Here is a 20,185-nt window from a genome sequence, read left to right as displayed (position 1 = left end):
CTCTTGAATTAGAAATTATCCATGATACACCTGTTCCTTTATCACCTTAATGTAATCTGTATAGTCCGTTCGTTGCTTTGTTTCATTAATAACTTGTTGATTCTGGCTATGTCTTTTTGGCCATTGACTGATAAACTGCTCGATCGCCTGAATCATCGCATCAATAGAAACAGGGTTAAAATAAATGGCACTATTCTTACAAATCTCTCTGGCGTAGGCTCGATCAGCAACTAAAATAGGCAAGTGTATGGATTGTGCCTCAAGCAATGGCAATCCGAGTGTCTCCGTTAAGGACGGAAAAATAAGTGCATTCATTTTTTTATAGAGACTCCCCATTGATTCATACGGGACTTTACCCATATAGACAACAGAAGGGCTGCTTTGGCCTTCAGCTGTTAGGTAAATGGTCACTTTGTGTTGATCGTGTGTGCGATTATATGCCTTGACTGCCTTGACCAGCCGTTCGTTATTTTTGTATTTATCAACATTTGTCGGATAAATAAGCTTAATTCGTTTATTTAAATCAATTGACCGTTCCAGATCGGAAGGAAGCGGCCCGCATAAATCATTAACCGGGCATAGGGAAGGCCGGATTACCTTTATATGCTCATTGGTGCACAGTTTATTGACGGATCGTTTCATCCATTCGGTCTGCGTAAAGATTTGATCCATATGCTTAATCTGATGCTTCAGCATCGTTCGAAGAATGAAATGGTATTTAATATAGCTTTTAATATCTGTATCACGAATGCTTAGATTTTCGAACGGCAATGGGGTGTGAATCAGAACAATCTGTTTATACGGCCCCTTCCTGATCGCCGTGTTCTGCAGTGACAGATACGTGCTGATCTTCTCTTTTTTAATAAACTTAGGCAGATAAATATGCTCAAAATAGTATTTATGAATCAAACTTTTTTTAGGATAATTGTTAAAAAGGATTGAAATGTAGTTGTTTGCATAGCTCTCCAGATTTTGATTCGAAACAAGGACATAAAGAAAGATCTGATTTTGCTTAAGAAAATCCACCTGTTCGTTCATATCCTTTAAAAAACTGTCCGTCAATGCCAGCGCACCTCTGGCATCGTTTGCGGTAGCATTCACTAATAGCTTCATAACAGAACACCTTGAATCCTTTTATTTTTCACTCGGCTCACGTCAGGCAGGTTCAATTCGATGATTTCGAAGAGCCTTAATCTTTCCCTTGACTCTGTTCAGCAGATGATCGGCGTCACCGACATGAAGCTCTGCAATGTAGCGACTTTGAATCATTGCAATCCAGAAGAAGAGCTGCACAAGTGCAAAGGAATCGAATTGCAGCTGAGAATAAACAGTCAGAAACATCATCAATAGAGAAAAATTACGCATTCTCTTGCTGACCATCAGATAGATAACCATAACAATGAGCAAAAAACCGCTTAATCCCATTTCTGATGACAATCGTGCATACATGTTGTAGGTAACAAGATTATAAACAGTTCGTGCGTTTTTCAATTCATCAGCTTTTGCAAGCAGACTGGGATCAACAGAAGTATAGTGACGAACGTAGGCATAGTGAAAGTTGCCTAAACCATAACCGAGTAACGGATGATCATAGAATGAATCAAAGCCGATTGCGGTATATGTTTTTCTGATTTGCGTTGATAGATCACTGTTTGAAGAATCCGGATTTTTAATCATACTTGCCATTCGATAGTAGTGATCCGAACTCATATGAAAAACATTTTGAATGAAGATCAATTGAACGATTGTGACAATAGCAGCAAGCATTACAACAAAAGTAGCGATCCTTTTCACCAATATCTTCGCTGACGCTGTCAGAAACAGATAAGCAATCATAAAAACAATAATGTCAATAAAATAGCGAATCGACATTGAAAATAGAGATAAGGTAATAAATGACAGTACAATCAATTGATGATAGCGTGTGAGCAATCCCTTCTTTTTTAAAATAATTACTGCAGGAAGCAGAAACAGATTCGTGTGCAGACTGATATAGGACGGTTCTGAAAAACTAAAGTGCAATCTTTCTGTTGTCGCAAAGTCAGATCGCGCAACAAACAAATGAATGACATCGCTGACTGCACCGCTCGGTACAACATAGATATAGATAAATTCAAGTAATCCGACGAATACAGCAACAGCGTAACCGCGAATGATCCACAGAAAGAGCTTCGTAATTTGTGCTTCACTCTTTGAATTCTGCTGCACAAACAATTTAAATCCCACATAGCAGACGAATCCGGATACCAGAGACTGAATCGCATCCATTAATCCGTCTAGGCGGTAGCCATTCGTGACACATTGAACAGCGGAGATTAGAATACTTATAACAAAAAAGGATAAAATATAACACTCGGATCTTTTGTATTTCATTCTGAATAATTTAGGAAAATTAACAAGAACATAAATAAGGATGATGAGCACGGCTATCGGCTTATACCCTCCGCCAAACATCAACGGAAAATTATCAAGTGGAAAAAGAAAAGCCGCCAGATACATGAGAAAAATCAATTCCGAACACCTCCTTGCTTGCCTGTCTGCCCACGATAGAGAATTTTTCATCCTGCACATGCATGAATCTCATTCACGAAATAACCTGCGCCTTTGATTTATAAAACTGCTCAATGACGTCTTTCCATTTATAGCAGATGCGGACAAAATCCTGATTGCTGATGCCCCTGCCTGTCTGCACTTCAATAAATTCAACTTGAGTAATCGCACGAATGGCATGCTTCTTTTGAGCAGGAAGATGCACAATATCACCGGCTTTGACACGGGTAATTGCATTCTCCAGTGCGATCTCTCCCTCACCCTTAACAATCGTCCAAACTTCATCGCGAAGATGATGGTAATGATAGGTAGAGTTTTTGCCGGCATCAATGCAGATACGTTTCGTGACCATCTCTTCCCCGTTCGCATACTTTGCATAATCAAGTGTTCTCGACCATCCCCACATGCGTTCTTCATACATCGGCGGCTGATTAAATCCACTGATCAAGTCTTTAATTTGCGGGCTCATTGATTTATCGGATACAAGAATCCCGTCCGGGCTGGCAGCAACAATCAGATTCTTTACACCGTGTACCGTGACTGGAATATCCAATTCATTAATCAAATGAGTATTTTCAGTTGCTTCACTAATGACACCTTTACCAATTTGGGAGGACGCCATCTCTTCCGTTAACGTGTTCCATGTGCCGAGATCCTTCCAATATCCAGAATACGGGAGAACAACGACAGACTTCGCTTTTTCCACCACTTCATAATCAAAACTGATCTTAGGCAGCAGCGAATAGTGTTTTTGCATTTTTTCAAACTCAAGCGGCATTCCCTTCTCAGACATCAGATCGAGCATACGACCAAGTTTAAAAGCAAAAACACCGCAGTTCCATAGCGCATGCTGTTCAATAAGACGAGCAGCCTCGTGTTCTGTCGGTTTCTCTGTAAAATGACTCACATGTTCATAATTAGATTCATCTGAGGAAGGATCTGGAACAATATATCCGTATTTAGATGAAGGATACGTTGGCTGTACACCGATCAAGGCAAGCTCCGCATCCGTTTTTTCAAGTGCCTCTTGCAGATCCTTTACTCGTTCAAAGAAACTGTTAGCTACAAATGGATCAACCGGCAAAACCGCTACCACCTCGTCCGCGGCAACGCGCGCAACAGAATAAAGATAGGAGGCTGCAAGTGTTATAGCCGGAAATGTATCTCTTCGTTCCGGTTCAATAATCAGCGGAACATGGTCATTAAGCTGACTGCGGATCATCTCACTCTGCATATTAGAGGCAGCAATAACCGTGGCCTGTTCCAAGTGGACCGCTTTCAGCTGTTCCCAGACACGCTGAACCATTGACTGTTTCTGCCCAGCTTCTGCCTTGAGTACCTTGAGAAACTGTTTGGAACGGATATCATTAGACAGCGGCCACAGACGTTTACCCGATCCTCCTGATAACAATACTAATTTCATAAAGTTTCCCCCTTGAGCTACAGACTCATTAGCATTTTTTTATATTTTGATATGGAAAGTTCTCGTGTTAAGTGGCCTTCCAGATAAGTTCTGCCTCTCAAACCCATCCTTTTGCGTTCTTCATCGCTCATTAGATAAAACTGTTTTATAAGTTTGGCTACACCCTCATAGTTCTGCGGCTCAACAACCTCTCCACATCCGCTGGCAGATATGAGACGTTCCGCTTCACTCCCCTGTTCAAGCACACCGAGTATTGGTTTGCCTGCTGCCATCACACCGTAAATTTTACTTGGTACCGAAACACCCTTAATTCCTTTTTGATTGACGACAAGATGAACATCCGCCGCATTGAGCGAATATTTAATGAATTCTTTAGGCTGGTAGGGCAGGAAGAATACATTTTCTATTCCTTCATGACGTACATAGTCCTGCATGCCCTGCTTCACTGCGCCATCTCCAATGAAGACGAAAGCCAAATCCGGATAATCGGTGAACTGGTTCGTAACCCTGACCAGGTTCTCTAAATCATAGTAGAGTCCGAGATTGCCTGAATACATAACAATAAATTTTCCTAAGAGATTGTTTTCTTCGAGAAAACGATGAATTGGTTCAACAGCCTTATTCATCGGCACGATCTGATCTTCATCTGTCCAATTATTAATGACTAAATGCGTCGGTACCCTTTTGTTCTGAAAACGTTTTTTCAATGTTTCTGCCATGTCCTGACCAACGAGAACAATTTCATCGGACAATCTACAACTGATTTTATCCACTGCCTCGGCTGTTTTGAAAATCCATTTGCTCTTCGTATAGCTGACTGCTTCAGCCTGTTCCGGATTAAAATCCTGAATATTATAAACATGTTTTGTTCTTTTGATCATCTTTCCGATGGTGCCGATCACGCCGCCAAGCACCGGCGGTGTGGATATTGTATAGATAATATCTACAGAACGCTCTCGAATCATGGCAATCGTCGCGAGGATAAAGTAAGCGGTAATGTATTTGAATCGACTCAGTTTCGATGCTTTGTTCACTTTAGGTACCTTAATGCGCACGATCTTAATCTTTTCGAGCGAACCGATTTCAAATGTTTTATGTGCCTTGCCACTGCCCCCGGAGTATCCGCCCGGCTGAGCAGCGATAACCGTGATCTTAAAGCTGTCCTGCAGAGCGAGACAGAGCTCTGTGAGCAATTGACCGGTCGATGCAGGATCAGGATAAAAATAATTAATGACAAATATGATTTTTTTGCTCATTCGGTATCCCTCGCTCGAATACTGAGATCAGTTCATCTATATAGTGATCCAACGTAAATTTTTTTAAGAAACTTGATCGGCTATGTTCAGATAACCGTTCATACAGCGATCGATTGTCAATCAGCTGCTTAATGGCGCACGCCAAATGCTCAGGATCAACTTGATCAACGACAATACCGCTGCCATCAATCATGTCGGGAATTGCGCCTTGTGCCGTTGAAATGATCGGCAATCCAGCAGCCATTCCCTCAATGATTGAGATGGGCTGACCTTCAATCGGATATTGGGTGGGCAGAACCATAACATGGGCTTCAAGTAGGATCTTTTTTTTTTCAACTCCGGTTGCAATACCTATATAGGTAATTTTTGACTCGAATCCGTATTCAGTTACCTTGCGGAACAACTGATTAAACAAGTGACAATCATAAATTTGCCCGGCGAGTGTCAGTTTAATATCTTCTTTCTTCTTTAATAACTCGATAGCGGTGAGTATGACATCACCAAATCCCTTTGATTGAATTAAATTGCTCAGATAGAGGATATGAAAAGTCTTAGCAGCTCTTCTTTTTATACGGGCATGTTTAATGATCAGAGATGAAAACATATCTTGATCAATCCCATTAGAAACAACATCAATTTTCCTTGGAAGGTTCATAAAATTAGATGAAAGGGCCTGACTTAATACAATACCTGAGTCAATTTTTCTTAAAGCGTTTGAGACAATCTTCGCCATCCAAGGATTAATTGTCATCATGATCATTTTTAAATGATTGCCATGTAAATGAGCAATCACTTTTCCGGCTCTGTTTCTCACTAAACGAATAACCATGACGTCTCTCAAAAGCCCCAATTTTGTCTGTGAAAGCGATAGATAGACGATTGCATCATGGCTTTTCTTGATCTTGTGAGCGATCACAAGGAAATTCCTGATATCCTGACACAGCTTTATGATCGAGAAGCGTCCCCCTCTTATATTCTTGCCTCGTCCGGTATCAATCACCTCCACGTCATATTTTTCTAAAATAGCTTTAGAATGAATTAATTGGCTGATTGCTATACTCTCGCCGTGAATAGGCGGCGGCACCGGACCAACAACAATAAGATGGGCCTTCATACACTCACTTCACATCGCAAATTTTTTCACTTCAACATCCGGCAGTTCCTTCTTCTGAACGGCCAAGTCATGATCAACCATCATGTGGACAAGAGACGGAAAATCAACCTTCTTCTCCCAACCCAATTTCTGTTCTGCTTTTGAACAATCACCAAGCAACAGATCAACCTCCGCAGGCCGCATAAAGCGTTCATCCTGCACCACATACTTTTTCCAGTCCAGGCCGACATAAGAGAACGCGGTCTCAACAAACTCTCGAACAGAATGCGTCTCCCCCGTTGCAATGACGTAGTCTTCAGGCTTTTCTTGCTGAAGCATCAGCCACATCGCTTTAATATAATCTCCGGCAAAGCCCCAGTCTCGTTTTGATTCGAGATTGCCAAGATGAAGATCCTCTTGCAAACCAAGCTTAATTCTTGCCACCGCATTCGTGATTTTACGTGTTACGAATTCAACCCCGCGACGCGGTGATTCGTGATTAAAAAGAATGCCTGAGCAGGCATATAGATCGAAGCTCTCACGATAGTTAATGGTCATCCAGTGCCCGTACAATTTTGCCGCACTGTAGGGACTGCGCGGATAAAAAGGCGTTGTCTCTTTTTGAGGCGTTTCATAAACCTTTCCAAACATCTCACTTGTTGAGGCCTGGTAGAATCGCGCGTCAGGCTTAATTAAACGAATTGCCTCAAGCATATTTGCCACACCGAGTGCAGTCATCTGGCCCGTCGCGAGCGGTTGTTTCCATGACGTTCCGACAAAAGACATCGCGGCAAGATTATAAATTTCATCTGGGTCAGATTCTTGAATCGCTCGAATAATCGATGCCAAATCAGTAAGATCTCCGTCAATCCATTCCAATTGATCCTTGAATTCTTCTACATTTACGTAGATCGGAGAACTGGTTCTTCTTCTGAGTGCATAGACCTTGTATCCTTTTTGCAAGAGAAATTCTGCCAAATAAGAGCCATCCTGACCGGTCACTCCGGTAACCAATGCCCGTTTCATGTTCATTCCCCCAATAATTTGAATTTAGTATTTTGCACCTGCGCCACTAAGGGATGAGTTCAAAAAGTCCTGATAAGTTTTTTCCAGCCCCTCATCAAGGGAGATATGATCAATCCAGCCTAAATTGTGCAGCTTCGTCACGTCAACAATTTTTCTTGGTGTGCCGTCCGGTTTTGATGAATCAAAATGGATGTCGCCCTCATACCCCATTAGCTTTTTAATCTTTTCCGCCAATTCACGAATCGTCAGTTCCTTGCCGACACCGATATTGACAATCTCTTCACCGTTGTAATTATTCATTAAGAAAATGCAGGCGTCGGCCAGATCATCGGAATGAAGAAATTCTCGTTTTGGTGTCCCTGTGCCCCAAACGGTGACATAAGGTTCATGATTGAATTTTGCATCATAAAATTTTCTGATCAATGCAGGCAGCACATGAGAGGTTTGGTAATCGTAGTTATCATTGGGTCCATACAGGTTTGTCGGCATAACGGAAATGTAATTCGTACCGTATTGCTTGTTATACGCTTCGCACATCTTAATTCCCGTGATCTTTGCCATTGCATAGGCCTCATTCGTCGGTTCCAGTTTCCCATTTAACAGTTCCGATTCTTTGATTGGCTGCTCGGCAAACTTAGGATAAATACAGGTACTGCCCAGAAAAAGCAGTTTCTTTACACCGGTTTTGTACGACCAGTCAATGACATTCGTCTCAATCATTAGATTTTCCTGGATGAACTGAGCAGGATAGAGACTGTTCGCCATAATTCCGCCAACCTTTGCAGCAGCAAGGAACACATAATCAATTGAATGTTCTTTAAAAAACTGCCCGACCTTTTGGTTATCTGTCAAATCAAGTTCCGCATGAGTTTTGCAGATGAGATTGTGATAACCTTTAGCCTTGAGATTTCTAACGATAGCGGAACCGACCAACCCGCGATGACCGGCTACATAAATTGTTGCATCTTTTTCCATTGCACCCAGACTCCTTTAAAAAGCGTTTTTCGAACCAAATAATAAGAACACAGTTCTGATAATGAGTTTTAAATCAAGGATCATGTTTCGCTCTTGAATATACTTAAGATCTAGTTCAACCATTTCATGAAAGCCGAGATTACTTCGACCGCTCACTTGCCATAAACCTGTACAGCCCGGACGAACCAACAGCCGCTGCATGTCATGGCTTGTATACTTCTCAACTTCTCTTGGCAAGGGTGGCCGTGGCCCGACAAGGCTCATATCACCTTTGAGTACATTTATCAATTGCGGCAGTTCATCCAGACTGGTCTTCCGCAGGACATGGCCGATACGCGTCACTCTTGGATCATCCTTCATTTTAAACATGGCACCAGTCGTTTCATTTTTATCAATAATTTTGTCAAGAAGCTGCTCAGCATTACTGACCATGGAACGAAATTTATAAATATAAAACGGCTTGCCCCTTTCACCAACTCTTATTTGTTTGAAAAACACCCTGCCATGAGGGTCGTCAAGCTTTATCAGCAAGGAAATTATCAGGAAAACCGGCGTCAGTACAATAAGACCGATCAACGAAGCCGTAAAATCAAATGCTCGCTTCATCCATGAATAGCTTCTTCGCTCGTTGACTATGGCTTGTGTATTTTGTGAAAGCGTTGCTGTTTTCGTTGAATAGACAATGTGAGATTCTACCTCTGTTTTTGATAATGCCATGCCCGTGTCCATCCCCCATCAAATGAAGAGCAGTTTGTTATCATGAAGTATCGTTTCAATACCGGCCAGAACATCTTTTTGCAGCTTTTTATTTTTCAGTGCCATTTCAATATTCGTGAGAACAAATCCCAGTGTCTCACCGACATCATAGCGATGACCTTCAAACTGATAAGCATAGACATGCTGCAGCGCGTTTAACTGCTGAATCGCATCGGTCAACTGAATTTCGCCGCCTGCACCTGCTTCCTGACGATCAAGAAATTGAAAAATCTCGGGAGTCAAAATGTAACGGCCAATGATTGCTTTATCCGACGGCGGATTATCTTTAGGCTTTTCAACAAACTGCCGAACCGAAAACAGGCGACCGTCCTGATCAATCGGATCAATAATTCCGTAGCGTTGGGTTTGTTCCATCGGAACACTCTGAACGCCGATGACCGAACACCCCGTTTGTTCGTATTGCTCAGCAAGCTGCTGAATGCACGGCTTTTCAGCCTGCACAATATCATCACCGAGCAGGACAGCAAACGGTTCGTCTCCAATAAATTTTCGTGCACACCATACGGCATGTCCCAATCCTTTCGGCGACTTTTGCCGAATGTAGTGAATGTCGATCTTTGACGGCTCACGAACCTTCTCAAGCAGTTCATATTTCTCCTTGTGAATCAGATTCTGTTCCAATTCATAGGCATCATCAAAATGATCCTCAATCGCTCTCTTTCCCTTTCCGGTGACGATGATGATTTCTTCCATTCCCGCCTCAATCGCCTCTTCGACAATGTATTGAATAGTCGGCTTATTGACAATTGGCAGCATTTCCTTCGGCAGCGCTTTTGTGGCAGGCAGGAACCGTGTACCAAGCCCTGCTGCCGGAATAACGACTTTTTTCACTTTTTTCATTGAACTTCCCCCTCATTTCAAATTTTTTCTCTATAGATGTATGTCCATAATTGGTCATGTTCTGTTTATGCGGTCATGCGTCAAACAGCGTGAATACTCATCTCAGGCGAGATATTGTTTTAATACCGGATAATCATTCAGGATCAAGCCAAGAATTTTTGCTTGAGCCTGAATGAGTTTTTCCTTCGCCTCATTAATGGCTTTTTTTCTCGTTGCATTTGTCTTAGCAACAATTACTGTACCATCGCACCTATTCGCAAACAGGGGTGTACTTGAATGCATCAGGACAGATGACGCATCGACAATAATTCGGTCAAAATGTGCAGCAGCCTCATTCATTAAATCAGATATCTGCTCTATTCCAATCCACTCCGCTGTCTCAGGATCAATCGATTTACCGGCCAATACGTATAAATTTTTCGCTGCTGTTTCTTGAACCAATGATTCTATGCTTTCTTTCTTTTTGAGAACATCAATCAGACCTTCGTTATTATTCAATGAGAAAAATTGATGAATAACCGGATGCAACGCATCAGCATCAATGATCAATACGCGATTTCCCTGCCTTGCCATAAGGACGGCTAGATTTATTGCAACTGTTGTTTTTCCTTCTTTCTTTCCAGGAGAAGTAATTAAGAGGGACTTAAAGGCATTCCTTTTCTGAAGAATATCCAGATTTGAGCGAATAATGCGATATTGTTCAGCACACAATGATCCGGATCTCATTCTGGAGTTAAAAAACAATTTAGGCCGATCAAAATCATGTCTTTTCTTCATCGTTATCCCCCTTTATTTCGAGACCGATTGAACATTAGAATAGTTTTTTAATCGATTTCTTCCATGCCTTGCACTATAACTGACCACACCGAGAACAGGCAGATCCAATTGTTTAAGTTCATGCACATCTTTAATCGAATCATCCAGGTAATCCAAGAGAAAAGCCAATCCTATTGATATAATGAACCCTGCAATCACTGCAATAAGTACATTTTTTTTCAGTGACGCTGTAATAGGGCTGAGGCCGGAAGTGTATGAGGCCGGTGATAAAATAACAACATTGTCTTCCCCCATAATCTTTTTCACACGTGATTTCAAAGCCTCAGCAACATGATTAACAAGCTGCACGGACAACTCCGGGCTATCCGACTGAATGTTAAGTGTGAGCAATTGATTGTTCTGTGTCGCTTGTACTGTCAACATGCCGCTTAATTGACCGACAGTCATCTTAAAGTTACTCATACGAATCGCTTGTTTCAGCACGATGGGATTGCTCGCCATCCCGCTGTATGTATTGACAAGCTGCGTATTTGTTTGGACGGCATTTGTATTATATAAATATGATTTTTTGACCTTCGCCTGATTGACAAGAACCTGAGTGGTTGCGCTATACATTGGGGAACTAAAAAAATGGGTATATATAAAGCTGGCCATTCCCAATAAAATGGGGATTACTAAAATAATCCATGCTCTTCTTCGAAACGTCAGTAAAATGTCTTTCACGCTTACACTGTTTTCCATACCGATCCCCCACGAGGTAGTGTCACAAACTAAACATGCACCACTGATTAATTGGTATCTTACAAGTTCACGCGTAACAGCTTCATTACAGAGAAAAATTTTGTTTCATAACGACAAAAAAGAGAACAGGTCTCTCAACCCGTTCTCCTTAGTGAACCAACAGCTGCTTACAAATGCTGAAATTATTTACCTTTTACGTCATTTAGTATATTTACTCAGCCAAATTCAGGAATTCATTCGATGGATCAAATAAATCGACAAATCGTACGGACAAACATTGACTGTTCGATTTGCTTTGTGTACGATTAACCGCACAAACAACCGATGCTTTGGCCGATCCGGTGTACCCTAGTTCGGAATCATATTCTAACAATCCAATAAGATCTCCGCGATGAAAGGTACCTTCAACAGTCATTTCATACAGTTCATTGGTCTTCATTTTTCGATATTCATTAGGTGAAATTTTCAAGTTGCGAATATTCATACCTAAGCACCCCCTGTTTTTGTTTGGCCCACCAGTGCTTACCAACCAATACTTTTTGCCCACAAATAGATATACTATTTTATTATAGTATACAGTAAAATGAACTAATATTATAAACATAGCTCCAATTTTTTTCAAATCATATCCGTTAATAATATCTTTGTTATAGTTCTTATTACCCATATATTATACCATGAAAAATTTGATTAAAGAATATCCATTCGTACAAGAACTTAAATTCGGCAAACATACAATATAGTAAATCGTTCATTATTCATGAGGTGAGTATGTATTAAAAAAATATTTGAGAAGTTTAAACACTCAATTGCTGAGGCTGTTACTTATGTAACCGAAAAAGCGGTTTCAAATGGCATTACTCCTTTTATCAGTATTGCTGATTTTGGAGCAGTCGGTGATGCTGTCACAGACGACGCACCTGCCTTTGCCCGATTGAAAGCGGAATACGGCAGCACACCTGTTACAGTCCTGCTCGACAAATCATATAAAATAAAATCAAATATTGATCTTCCCAGTAATTTTCATCTTATTGGTATTCACGGCGCCCGAATTCTACCTGATGCGGCTGTTTTGTTCAATGCTGCAAACTGTGAGCGGATCACAATTGTTACTCCGTTCCATGGATTCTATACTGATGGTGTACAAAATAATATGAAGATCTATGACTCTGAAATAAATGCCGGCAATTACGGAATTTTGTTAAATAATCATACTTCCGGAACCAATCTTGATGTGATTGGCAATGTCATCAAGGCAAACGCGGATCCAATCGAAATTAATACAACAGCGGGTACATTCTATGGTATTAAAATCATCGGCAATCGAATCAACGCACTTGGTGACAGCTCAACGCCAACATCCGGTTTTGCCATTGGTATAGCTCGTGGCAAAGACATTGTTATTGCCAATAATATTATTGAGCATTCTCGAAACGAGGCCGTGCACATTGAAAGTGTACAGGAGCGTATCCTGATTACTGGTAACGTCCTCAAGGACTGCCTCAGAGACGGCATTCGTTTGATTAATGAAAGCGGAGCAAAACCGGTTGTGCTGACCAATAATCAGATCAAACAATATGGAAATGCACACTCCGGCAAGGGCATTTACCTCGTCTATGACCAGAGAGGGACGCTTGACGGAAATGTTTTGAGCGGAAATATAATTGAAGGATTTGCTCAGGGCATTGACTTAGGCGCAAACTCGGTACAGAACATTGAGAGCTGCACAATTATAAATTGCCAAACTGCATTAACATCCGTGAACAGTCGCGCAACCGGAACAATTACTGTCAAAAATTGTCCCATTTTAGCCAGCGGCGGATCAGGAGCAGTTTTTGGGAAAATCATCTCACTGACAGAACCGCAGATCATTCTTCAGTACTCAGGTACCAAAGGCTATCAAGGAACGACCATTGCAGGATTCTCCTTCCAAAGAGCATCGGTCACTACACCAAAGGGAGGCTACACGAATTACTCCCTTTTTAAGCTTCCAACTGCCTTTGACGGCCGTCTGACATTACGCTATGCAAATAACTTTGATCGCATCTTCTGCTCAGCTAATGTGACCTACACAAAAAACATACTAAAAATTAATCATCAGTGGGATTACAGCTTTGGCGTAACTGCCGCTCCGGTTTTAAAGATTATTAATGATCAGCTTGTCCTGAATTTCTACTCAGCAGACAGTAGAAATGTTCGTTTCCGTATTGATTTTGATGGCGTCTTTTACCAGGAATAATTCATATAAAAAATTGCTTTCTGAAGTTTATTTTGAATAGCCTGCTTTAAGTACACGCGTTTATTTCAGGTAATCGTCAACAATTTTTCATTATTCAATAGTTACTTTGTTCTATTCCCGCTGCATAATAAATTCAATAGGTTGAGAACGCATGTAAACAGCCATTTCGGTAAAAAGGACATCTTCGTGTCAATCAGATTGCGCGATTAAGAGATGTCCTTTTTATTTTCCAAAACAACTGCCGTGCGTACTAAGGAAATAAATTTGTCCATTTAGCGGACAGGCTCTACGATCAACTTTTGACGCGAGCTGTCATTGATCTTGCCCTCCCTACATAAAGAATGCCAATATCACATCAACACAAACGAATAATAGTCTCCTGATCCTGCAGCCAATTTTTTTTACTTTTAGCGATTCCACCATAATCTGGAAATCTACTTGTGGTTCTCGTTTCATATATACTTGTTTCATTTTTCTCACCATTTTCCATCCATACTCCCTATTTAAATAACAAAGAGCAAGATTATACACCACAAATTGCTCCACCCCCGTCACCGCCTCTTAATCCACGTACAACACATTCAGCTTCAGCAAATAAACTGAATCCCCGAAAGGAGCTCCATAATTATGCCATTTACCGACTATTTTGCCGCCCCGTTCGAACCTGAGTGCTATGCCTTCGAAAGGCTGATGCAAAAGTATGAGCCGAAGATCCGAAAAACCGTCAAACGCTATAACAACATGTACAAGCAGTATTTATGCTCCGCCGATTATGATGATTTACTACAAACTGCATACACCGCATTCTCAGAAGCTAATGATAAATTCGACATCACAAAGGTCGGCCCAGGCAAAAATCCAGAAAATGTGTTCATCGCCTTCGCTGCTCGAACCATGGAAGGCCGACTCTCCGATTATCTCCGAAAACACTACAAGAACAAAAGCCGTGAATTATATGATCACGACAACTCGGCCTATGACATTCCCGATGAAGCCACCGAGCCTCTGAACATGCAAATGCTGCGCATCCTTAAAGACCATCTCCCTGTCCTCAGCCCACGCGAGGCCCTCTACATCAAACTTTCTGTCTTTTATGATTGGAATACCGGACAAATTGCCGAAGCCGCCCATGTCTCCGAGCACACCGTCCGCTCCTGGAAAAAGAGCCTGCGTAAAAAGTTGGCACCGTTGAGCGATGAATTGAAAAAAGGCAAATAAGCAGCTAAAAAATCGATCAGTTCAGCATTTACATGCAAAGCCGATCGATTTTTTATGGTAACGCCCCTAGTTTCAATGGCAGGGTATTTAATGTCGAATATTGTTGATAAACCACTTGTCTGTAAAATTACATTGACTACGCGTGTTCCGAGGAAATGATGCGCGAGCAGCGGGATGGTATTGCCAAGATTCTCAGCAGTATTTCCGCTCTTGTCCCCATCAATGTGTTTTCTAACCATGACGTCGATCAGGATCTTGATGCCGCAGATAAAAAACGTGCGAAAATGGTACGCGATGCTCAGCAACTCGATCAGAACCTCACCAATGAATATAGGCAAATCACTGAAGATCTACCAAACATCAAGCATTATACGAAGAACTGATTAACGCGACCCGCCAAGGCGCCGATGCTCAACCGATGCATTTCAACGCAACTGCCTATCATGACAGTAAAATTTATCAAGTTCAAGATGAAATGCAGAAGGAAACACAGAAGTATTTGAAGATTAAAAACAGCAGGAACAGGTGCAAAGGATCAGATTAACCGTTAGTTTATGGATTACACAAAGCCTAATTAATGCGAGCAAAGATATAATCTACGGATTTATCGATACGGCCAAGATCCTCAAAGAACAGCACCAAACACAATTACTACGCTATGGAATTGGAAGCAAACTTCGGCACTCATCGCCTAAGCAATCACTGAATCCTACAACAAAGATATGGTACATGAAGACGCACAAGCATCCGCTTGCTCACTAATGGTAAAGTCAGGCGTGGACCAGTCCTCCTTTGCAGTCCCGGGGGAATTATACTCAACGTCACCTTTTTTAATAATCGACACTTTAGACATCGTCGATGGAAGAAGACGGATCTACTCGACATATTGCTTACCAAGATCAAGCTTGGTTCCGTTATTCTCCTTGCTATAACCCGACACACTCAGCGGCGCCCGACCATCCAAAGACAAACCATCGGCAGACGAATCGGCCTGCACATGGACCGGGATAAACAAAATCGACAATAACAGAACCACGCTCATTGTCAGGGGAAGCAGGCTTTTAAATAACTTTTCCCCAAGAATATTGTGACTTCATTCACATATTCAAAATTAAAATGTGCGTACAGATAGCGAATGAATCCCCCATATCACTTATTCTTGAATGTCCAAGGATGATAGTGATAATTGATGAATCTTTATATTTTTTCTTTTGTTTTCCAAAAATTCGCCATGTCTAATGTGCTTAATGAAAAAATAGCTTGCTTATAAATTCTTTTTAAATGAACGCCTTCACTTATTAACACTACTTTAATTATCCCTGTTAATATATAATATTTAAGAAGTGAATAGATTTTGGGCAGTAATGCCAAAACGATTAAAGCATTTGTAAGTTACAGCTTGGATAGTCCGGAGCATCGTGCGTGGGTTATAGATTTTACCAATAAATTAGGAGCCAATGGAATTGACGCGAATGAACCATACCGTCATCTTAAATCAAATGATGATCCAAAACATCCATATCATCATTATGTTATTTTAGTACTCACTGAAAATTACGCAAATCGAGCAAATTCATTTGCTAAAGACGTTGGTTTTGAAACTTTATTGTCAATTCCAGAACTAAGAAGCGGAGAATACCTACCGCTTTTCCTTATCACTTTAATGACCTGTAGATGTCAATAATTCACTTAAAAAGTACAACACACTTTTCTTTAAAATTTTAGTGGAGGCAAAAACGGATGAATCTGCTCATAACCGGAGGTGCCGGCTTCATTGGAAGTAATTTTATTCATTATATGCTTACCGCTCACCCAAATGATCAGATTATTAATTTAGATTTACTGACCTATGCTGGAAATCTCGAAAATCTTTGTAGTGTGAGCGCACATCAAAATTACCATTTTATCCATGGAAATATTTGCAATAAAAGTTTGATCGAGAAGATCATTGATCAATTTCATATTGATTCGATTATTAATTTTGCAGCAGAGTCCCATGTCGATCGCAGTATTGATCAACCTGGCCTGTTTGTGAAGACTAACGTACTAGGAACCCAAATTCTGCTTGACGCAGCAAAAAAACATCAGTTTCGCAAATATATCCAGATTTCAACAGACGAAGTATACGGTTCTTTAGATTCAGACGGCTCTTTTACTGAGAAATCTCCGCTTGCGCCAAACAGTCCCTATGCAGCAAGCAAGGCATCCGCGGACTTGCTCACTCGTGCGTATTTTAAAACGTTCGGATTGAACATCAATATTACGCGCTGCTCCAATAACTACGGTCCTTACCAATTTCCCGAGAAATTGATACCGCTGATCATTACGAATGCCATTGAAGATCAAGTTTTACCAGTCTACGGTGATGGAGCCCATGTGCGCGACTGGATTTATGTCTCCGATCACTGCGTCGCGATTGATCAGGTGCTTCATCATGGAAAACCAGGAGAAATCTATAATATTGGTGCGGATCATGAATTGCACAATATTGATTTGGTTAAACACATTCTCGATCAGCTACACAAACCTTATGACAAAATCAAATACGTTTCCGATCGTCCTGGACATGATCGTCGCTATGCAATTAACACATCAAAGATCCGCAGTGATTTGAACTGGCAACCCCAATACGACTTTGAAAAAGGGATAAATCAGACCATTCAATGGTACCTTAAACACAAAACATGGTGGAAGAAAATAAAAAATGGAGCATTTAAAGACTACTACAATCAGCACTATGGAAAAGCGCCTGAGTAATGGTGCACCTTCTCTAGTACATAACAAACGATCATAAATCTACTATACCTTCTACTTCTCATCAAGGCGGTAATAGAGTATAGCTGTCTGTTATTTTCCCTCAACAGCCGTCTGGTATGCCTCAGAAAAGTCGATCATGTGGGTACTCTATGTAAGCCTTCATTACTAATCAAATAATAACTTTTATCTGCCGCTGAGGCACTCTAAGCAAACGGAAAAATAAGGCCGTTCATTATAAGAATAAAGACAGTACTGATCTGGATCCTTCTCTTTATCATGAGCAATCCAACCCTCTAAATCTATTATTTGATCAGCTTCTATTATCTTATCGAATCTATAGGACAAATACTACTTGTCTCTTCTGGATTCGCGCAAAAAATAAATGCAGCACTGCTTAGTCAGTACCGCACTACAATATCAATTCACTTCTTCTTATAAACTTTTATTTTAATATGCTTTCTCCCCCATTTTAAAGCCTGATGGCGCGTTTTAAAATGAACGTCTATAATCTTACCCTTTATGTATCCTCCAGTGTCTCTGGCAATCGCCGTTCCGTAGCCTGGAATTTTCACTTTGGAACCAAGCGGGATCACACGCGGATCAACGGCAATCACTTTTGCCTTTGGATGTTTTTTCAAGTTATAGCCGGTTGCTGTTCTCCCCATTTCGCAATAAGCCGTCGCAGATACTTTAATTGTTTTTGTCTTTGTTTGGGCCTCAACGGAGTTTGACATACCCGATATGATCAAAATTGCTACAGCCAATGTCATGAGTATTTTTTTCACGTTCGAATACATCTCCCTTTTTGAACACCCTTACTTTACCAGTTGAATATAACAAACAGATGACAGGCTCATAACAGGTGGATATGGATTCGATTACAGAAAAAAGGCTTCAGGAAAATAAATATTTTTTTCTGAAGCCTTTTAGATAATTATGTCGTTTTATGTTCCACTTAATCTAAATAAATGGAACTAAAAGAGAATAAACTATTAGATTTATTAACGGACTTCATTGAACTGTTCATGCTTTAATTGCACATGCCCTTATATATACTTTTTTTTAGTATCTGTTTAACTCTTTTGTCACTGTTTGTATGATTACCGGCTTCTTTTTAGGATCTAACCATTTCAATAGTGAAACCAATTTACCTTTCGATGTTGCCGTGCAACCTAATGTATAGCTGCCATGCGCGATATGAAAAAACACGGCACTCCCTTTTCCCTTGATTATTTTGGTATTGTAATTGATGACAAATCCGTAATCGTACTGAGGTATGTTCATTCGCTCACTATATTGGTGCGTCTTCCGGATCGATTGCAAAGAATTATAGTACTTGGAGTGAACATTATCGACCCATACATCGTCAGCAGTGATTCGGTGGTAGCTCAATTTTGTTCCCGGATTTTTATATCGGCCAAATGCTCTTGTAATGGTATATTTTCCTTCAGGTGAACCTTTGGAGCGCTCGGAGAAGTTATGTGTGAATCCATTTTTGCCAATGATTCCGTGCGTTATTAAAATTCGTGACCATTTGCTATGTTTATTTTTTGAAAAAGCCTGAATCGTCACCGCTCTCTTCCCGTACCCTGAGGCAGTCACCAAGATCATTTGACGATTCTTTTTTATCGATTTCATCTTATTCACGATTTGCTGACTTTTGGCCTTTGAGTAAATCGATTGCTTTGCTGATGAATCCCATGGAAGAAAAATTGAAATAATTAAACAGATCATTACGGAGCATACTAGCGTTCGTTTATTCATTTATATTCCCCTCAGTAGCGATAAAGATCGCTTTGTGGACTTTGGATAATGATCGGCTTCTTCTTTGGATTTAACCATTTTAATAATTTTACCACATTATTTTTAGATACGGCTGTACAGCCCAAAGTGTACTTGCCTCGGGCAATGTGGAAGAACACCACACTCCCCTTCCCCTTGATTCTTTTCGTATTATAGTTGATCACAAAGCCATAATCATATTGTGGTATATTCATTTTTTCACTGTACTGATGCACTTTTTTCATTGATTGCAAGGTATTGTAATAGCGCGAATGTATATTATCTACCCACACATCATATTTTGTGATTTTATGGTACGAAAGTTCGGTTCCCGGATTCTTATATCGTCCGAACGCTTTTGTAATTGTATACTCGCCTGCCGGAGCCTTTTTATCCCCTTCATGTTTGTTGCGCGTGAAGCCATACTTTCCTGTAATTCCATTCATAATCCATATGCGTTTCCATTTTCCATGTTTATCACGGGAAAAAGTTTGAACGATCACTGAACTGCTTCGGGATTTGTTTGTTGTTACTAAAATCAACTGATTATTCTTCTTAATTGATTTCATCTTGTTAACAATCTTTTCACTTCACTTTGAACCTTCGATTTATTATTGACTGCTTTGCAAAATAGGGTATAGCCCTGCTTTATTCCATCATCGGATGCTGAACAGTCAGATAAATCGCACCTGATTCCTTACTCGTTTTGGTTACAGTTAATGTTATTTTCA

General features: G+C 40.7%; 21 protein-coding genes. 5 read left to right on the top strand and 16 right to left on the bottom strand.

Going from position 1 to position 20,185, the window contains the following annotated elements; translation table 11 throughout:
* Positions 1-15 precede the first annotated feature (15 nt).
* From NIE88_RS00195 to NIE88_RS00140, 12 genes are all read right to left on the bottom strand, one after another.
* Positions 16-1,113, bottom strand: a complete 1,098-nt coding sequence (locus NIE88_RS00195) for a glycosyltransferase (RefSeq protein WP_253057689.1) — start codon at positions 1,111-1,113, stop codon at positions 16-18.
* 42 nt (positions 1,114-1,155) lie between these two features.
* Positions 1,156-2,511: an O-antigen ligase family protein gene (locus NIE88_RS00190; RefSeq protein ID WP_253057688.1), complete on the bottom strand. Its 1,356-nt coding sequence runs from the start codon at positions 2,509-2,511 to the stop codon at positions 1,156-1,158.
* Between the two features lie 73 nt (positions 2,512-2,584).
* On the bottom strand, positions 2,585-3,973 hold the full coding sequence (locus NIE88_RS00185) for a sugar phosphate nucleotidyltransferase (protein ID WP_253057687.1): 1,389 nt from the start codon (positions 3,971-3,973) through the stop codon (positions 2,585-2,587).
* Positions 3,974-3,990: 17 nt separating this feature from the next.
* Positions 3,991-5,229 carry a glycosyltransferase family 4 protein gene (locus NIE88_RS00180; RefSeq protein WP_253057686.1) on the bottom strand — a complete coding sequence of 413 codons (1,239 nt, stop codon included), beginning with the start codon at positions 5,227-5,229 and terminating at the stop codon, positions 3,991-3,993.
* Positions 5,201-6,343 carry a glycosyltransferase family 4 protein gene (locus tag NIE88_RS00175; RefSeq protein WP_253057685.1) on the bottom strand — a complete coding sequence of 381 codons (1,143 nt, stop codon included), beginning with the start codon at positions 6,341-6,343 and terminating at the stop codon, positions 5,201-5,203. The genes NIE88_RS00180 and NIE88_RS00175 overlap by 29 nt, the downstream gene beginning before the upstream one ends.
* Before the next feature lie 9 nt (positions 6,344-6,352).
* Positions 6,353-7,348: a GDP-mannose 4,6-dehydratase gene (gene gmd / locus NIE88_RS00170; protein ID WP_253057684.1), complete on the bottom strand. Its 996-nt coding sequence runs from the start codon at positions 7,346-7,348 to the stop codon at positions 6,353-6,355.
* 24 nt (positions 7,349-7,372) lie between these two features.
* Entirely contained in the window at positions 7,373-8,323 is a 951-nt protein-coding gene (locus NIE88_RS00165) for a GDP-L-fucose synthase family protein (protein WP_253057683.1), read from the bottom strand.
* Between the two features lie 15 nt (positions 8,324-8,338).
* A complete protein-coding gene (locus NIE88_RS00160; RefSeq protein WP_253057682.1) occupies positions 8,339-9,040 on the bottom strand; it encodes a sugar transferase in 702 nt (233 codons plus the stop codon).
* Positions 9,041-9,058: 18 nt separating this feature from the next.
* Positions 9,059-9,940, bottom strand: coding sequence for a UTP--glucose-1-phosphate uridylyltransferase GalU (galU, locus tag NIE88_RS00155; protein ID WP_253057681.1), 882 nt, complete (start codon positions 9,938-9,940; stop codon positions 9,059-9,061).
* Between the two features lie 102 nt (positions 9,941-10,042).
* The gene (locus NIE88_RS00150) at positions 10,043-10,717 is read right to left on the bottom strand and encodes a CpsD/CapB family tyrosine-protein kinase (RefSeq protein WP_253057680.1); all 675 of its coding nucleotides are present in this window, start codon (positions 10,715-10,717) and stop codon (positions 10,043-10,045) included.
* A gap of 12 nt (positions 10,718-10,729) precedes the next feature.
* Complete coding sequence (locus tag NIE88_RS00145) at positions 10,730-11,458, bottom strand: YveK family protein (RefSeq protein ID WP_253057679.1); 729 nt, start codon at positions 11,456-11,458, stop codon at positions 10,730-10,732.
* Positions 11,459-11,669: 211 nt separating this feature from the next.
* Positions 11,670-11,942, bottom strand: a complete 273-nt coding sequence (locus NIE88_RS00140; RefSeq protein WP_253057678.1) for a hypothetical protein — start codon at positions 11,940-11,942, stop codon at positions 11,670-11,672.
* A gap of 450 nt (positions 11,943-12,392) precedes the next feature.
* On the opposite strand from NIE88_RS00140, the gene NIE88_RS00135 reads away from it, so the two are divergent.
* The 3 genes from NIE88_RS00135 (at position 12,393) to NIE88_RS00125 (ending at position 15,298) form a co-directional block, all read left to right on the top strand.
* Positions 12,393-13,697 carry a right-handed parallel beta-helix repeat-containing protein gene (locus NIE88_RS00135; RefSeq protein WP_253057677.1) on the top strand — a complete coding sequence of 435 codons (1,305 nt, stop codon included), beginning with the start codon at positions 12,393-12,395 and terminating at the stop codon, positions 13,695-13,697.
* Between the two features lie 627 nt (positions 13,698-14,324).
* Positions 14,325-14,915 (top strand): sigma-70 family RNA polymerase sigma factor, encoded by a 591-nt coding sequence (locus NIE88_RS00130; RefSeq protein ID WP_253057676.1) that lies wholly within the window; start codon positions 14,325-14,327, stop codon positions 14,913-14,915.
* Positions 14,916-15,073: 158 nt separating this feature from the next.
* The gene (locus NIE88_RS00125; RefSeq protein ID WP_253057675.1) at positions 15,074-15,298 is read left to right on the top strand and encodes a T7SS effector LXG polymorphic toxin; all 225 of its coding nucleotides are present in this window, start codon (positions 15,074-15,076) and stop codon (positions 15,296-15,298) included.
* A 491-nt stretch (positions 15,299-15,789) separates the two neighbouring features.
* On the opposite strand, the gene NIE88_RS00120 is transcribed toward NIE88_RS00125, so the two are convergent.
* The gene (locus tag NIE88_RS00120) at positions 15,790-15,951 is read right to left on the bottom strand and encodes a hypothetical protein (protein WP_253057674.1); all 162 of its coding nucleotides are present in this window, start codon (positions 15,949-15,951) and stop codon (positions 15,790-15,792) included.
* A 318-nt stretch (positions 15,952-16,269) separates the two neighbouring features.
* Between NIE88_RS00120 and NIE88_RS00115 the strand changes: the two genes are divergently transcribed.
* On the top strand, positions 16,270-16,599 hold the full coding sequence (locus NIE88_RS00115) for a hypothetical protein (RefSeq protein ID WP_253057673.1): 330 nt from the start codon (positions 16,270-16,272) through the stop codon (positions 16,597-16,599).
* Between the two features lie 56 nt (positions 16,600-16,655).
* Entirely contained in the window at positions 16,656-17,672 is a 1,017-nt protein-coding gene (rfbB, locus tag NIE88_RS00110; protein ID WP_253057672.1) for a dTDP-glucose 4,6-dehydratase, read from the top strand.
* A gap of 422 nt (positions 17,673-18,094) precedes the next feature.
* Here the strand turns inward: rfbB and NIE88_RS00105 are convergent, their stop codons facing one another.
* The 3 genes from NIE88_RS00105 to NIE88_RS00095 all read right to left on the bottom strand — a co-directional run bounded on the left by NIE88_RS00105 (position 18,095) and on the right by NIE88_RS00095 (position 20,023).
* Positions 18,095-18,457 (bottom strand): 3D domain-containing protein, encoded by a 363-nt coding sequence (locus NIE88_RS00105; protein WP_253057671.1) that lies wholly within the window; start codon positions 18,455-18,457, stop codon positions 18,095-18,097.
* A gap of 277 nt (positions 18,458-18,734) precedes the next feature.
* Complete coding sequence (locus tag NIE88_RS00100; RefSeq protein WP_253057670.1) at positions 18,735-19,436, bottom strand: L,D-transpeptidase family protein; 702 nt, start codon at positions 19,434-19,436, stop codon at positions 18,735-18,737.
* Positions 19,437-19,447: 11 nt separating this feature from the next.
* Entirely contained in the window at positions 19,448-20,023 is a 576-nt protein-coding gene (locus tag NIE88_RS00095; protein WP_253057669.1) for a L,D-transpeptidase family protein, read from the bottom strand.
* Positions 20,024-20,185 lie beyond the last annotated feature (162 nt).

This window comes from Sporolactobacillus shoreicorticis, from assembly GCF_024125445.1.
GTDB lineage: Bacteria > Bacillota > Bacilli > Bacillales > Sporolactobacillaceae > Sporolactobacillus > Sporolactobacillus shoreicorticis.
The sequence above is the reverse complement of the archived record's forward strand: the minus strand, read 5'-3'. Positions and strand labels throughout refer to the sequence as shown.

Excerpts from the sequence above, each read along its gene's own strand:
- NIE88_RS00125 (WP_253057675.1), top strand. The coding sequence starts at position 15,074 with ATGCGCGAGCAGCGGGATGGTATTGCCAAGATTCTCAGCAGTATTTCC.
- NIE88_RS00185 (WP_253057687.1), bottom strand. The coding sequence starts at position 3,973 with ATGAAATTAGTATTGTTATCAGGAGGATCGGGTAAACGTCTGTGGCCG.
- NIE88_RS00100 (WP_253057670.1), bottom strand. The coding sequence starts at position 19,436 with ATGAATAAACGAACGCTAGTATGCTCCGTAATGATCTGTTTAATTATT.
- NIE88_RS00150 (WP_253057680.1), bottom strand. The coding sequence starts at position 10,717 with ATGAAGAAAAGACATGATTTTGATCGGCCTAAATTGTTTTTTAACTCC.
- NIE88_RS00095 (WP_253057669.1), bottom strand. The coding sequence starts at position 20,023 with ATGAAATCAATTAAGAAGAATAATCAGTTGATTTTAGTAACAACAAAC.
- NIE88_RS00145 (WP_253057679.1), bottom strand. The coding sequence starts at position 11,458 with ATGGAAAACAGTGTAAGCGTGAAAGACATTTTACTGACGTTTCGAAGA.
- NIE88_RS00195 (WP_253057689.1), bottom strand. The coding sequence starts at position 1,113 with ATGAAGCTATTAGTGAATGCTACCGCAAACGATGCCAGAGGTGCGCTG.
- NIE88_RS00165 (WP_253057683.1), bottom strand. The coding sequence starts at position 8,323 with ATGGAAAAAGATGCAACAATTTATGTAGCCGGTCATCGCGGGTTGGTC.
- gmd (WP_253057684.1), bottom strand. The coding sequence starts at position 7,348 with ATGAAACGGGCATTGGTTACCGGAGTGACCGGTCAGGATGGCTCTTAT.
- NIE88_RS00160 (WP_253057682.1), bottom strand. The coding sequence starts at position 9,040 with ATGGCATTATCAAAAACAGAGGTAGAATCTCACATTGTCTATTCAACG.
- NIE88_RS00175 (WP_253057685.1), bottom strand. The coding sequence starts at position 6,343 with ATGAAGGCCCATCTTATTGTTGTTGGTCCGGTGCCGCCGCCTATTCAC.
- NIE88_RS00140 (WP_253057678.1), bottom strand. The coding sequence starts at position 11,942 with ATGAATATTCGCAACTTGAAAATTTCACCTAATGAATATCGAAAAATG.
- galU (WP_253057681.1), bottom strand. The coding sequence starts at position 9,940 with ATGAAAAAAGTGAAAAAAGTCGTTATTCCGGCAGCAGGGCTTGGTACA.
- NIE88_RS00130 (WP_253057676.1), top strand. The coding sequence starts at position 14,325 with ATGCCATTTACCGACTATTTTGCCGCCCCGTTCGAACCTGAGTGCTAT.
- NIE88_RS00180 (WP_253057686.1), bottom strand. The coding sequence starts at position 5,229 with ATGAGCAAAAAAATCATATTTGTCATTAATTATTTTTATCCTGATCCT.
- rfbB (WP_253057672.1), top strand. The coding sequence starts at position 16,656 with ATGAATCTGCTCATAACCGGAGGTGCCGGCTTCATTGGAAGTAATTTT.